Raw genomic sequence first — 1,779 nt, 5'->3', positions numbered from 1 at the left:
TCGCTCAGGCTGTGTGAAAACTGCTGATCACCTTTTGGTCTAAGCACCAGATTTATATGATCAATCATTCTTGATAAAGCCAGGCGGTTAGCTGCCACTTTACTAAAATTAATAGCATACGAATTAGAACAAAGTGTGCTGATATGACCCACCATATTAAAGGCCAAGGCAGACATCAAGTAACCTTGCTTCCTGAAGCGCTGGATGACTTCGTTACTGAGGATAATCCTGTCCGGGTAGTCGATTTGTTTGTTGATGGACTACAACTTGATTCTCTGGGTTTCGAGCGAGTCAGTGCCAAGCAGACAGGGCGGCCAGGATATCACCCAGCTACCATGTTGAAACTGTACATTTATGGTTACCTCAACCGCATCCAATCATCCCGCAGGCTGGAAAAAGAATCACATCGAAACGTTGAGTTGATGTGGCTACTGGAGCGACTAACCCCGGACTTTAAAACCATCGCAGACTTCAGGAAAAATAGCGGTAAAGGTATAAAGAATGCTTGCCGGGCTTTTATCGACCTGTGTCGGCAGATGCAAATGTTCACTGATGTCATTGTGGCCATCGACGGCAGCAAGTTCAAAGCGGTAAATAGTAAACCAAATAACTTTACGCCTCAAAAAGCGAAAGACCATATTGCGCGGGTTGAGCAAAGCATCAGCCACTATCTGGCTAAGCTGGATGAAGCTGACATAGGTTCAGAGCCTGATGCCAGTGCAGAATTAACTGCAACTAAGCTGGCGTGGCTAAAAAAACGTTTGGGTGAACTTCAGGAGATTCAACAAACAGTCGAGCAACAGCCAGACAAGCAACTGTCTTTAACCGATCCTGATTCCCGGTTAATGAAAACAAATAACATGAACCGACAAGTCTGTTACAACGTGCAGACTGCTGTGGATACGAAGAATCACCTGATTGTGGCCCACGAAGTCACCAACACAACAGATCGAGGCCAACTTAGTTCCGTGACAACATTGGCTCAGGAAGCCGTTGGCAGAGAGGACATAACCGTACTGGCCGACAAAGGTTATTACAGCCGTAGTGATATCAAAGCAGTACTCGATACCGGTGCTGTGGCGCTGGTGCCAAAGGGTGATACCTCCGGCGCTGATCGTAAAGGCCTTTTTAACCGTTCGCTGTTTAGGTATGACCGCGAAAAGGACGTCTATATTTGCCCGGCTGGCAGCGAGCTTCAGAATAGGTTTACAGCAGTTGAAGATGGGCTGGAACTGCAAATGTACTTTAACAATATCGCCTGCCGGGATTGCACCCAACGGTCAAAATGCACCACATCCAAGCGAGATCCCAGACGTATCAGACGATGGGTTCATGAAGCTGAAATGGAAGATATGCAAGCCAGGCTTGATGCACTTCCACAAACAGCAGTTATCCGAAAGCAAACGGTAGAGCATCCGTTTGGAACAATTAAAATGTGGATGGGTGCGACTCACTTACTGACACGACGGTTTAAAAATGTCAGCACCGAAATCAGTTTGCATGTGCTGGCTTATAACCTCAAAAGAATGATGTCTATCTGGGGTACTGAAGGATTGTCCATTAAGCTGAAAGCGCATTGCGGCTAGCAGTTGTAGTCGCTTTAGCCCACTGATGACCACTCAATAGCACTGAATACCCCCGCTAGGAAAGCTCCCGAACCGCCTGAATGAGAATTACAGCATATACGGTTAACGTCAGCTAGACACTAACAGTGTATGCCAGAGATGCCGATGAAAGAGCGGAAAATATGAGTTTTTACACAGCCTGCGCTCATAGCAG

The 1,779-nt window shown here is 46.7% G+C and carries 1 protein-coding gene; it reads left to right on the top strand.

Annotated features, from left to right (window positions below):
- Positions 1–143 precede the first annotated feature (143 nt).
- A complete protein-coding gene (locus tag R3187_RS18770; protein WP_318968562.1) occupies positions 144–1,586 on the top strand; it encodes an IS1182 family transposase in 1,443 nt (480 codons plus the stop codon).
- Positions 1,587–1,779 lie beyond the last annotated feature (193 nt).

The organism is Arsukibacterium sp., from assembly GCF_033721375.1.
Taxonomy (GTDB): Bacteria; Pseudomonadota; Gammaproteobacteria; order Enterobacterales; family Alteromonadaceae; genus Alishewanella.
The sequence above is the reverse complement of the archived record's forward strand: the minus strand, read 5'-3'. Positions and strand labels throughout refer to the sequence as shown.

Bases quoted from the DNA above. Each gene is read 5' to 3' on its own strand.
- R3187_RS18770 (WP_318968562.1), top strand. From the start codon at position 144: ATGACCCACCATATTAAAGGCCAAGGCAGACATCAAGTAACCTTGCTT.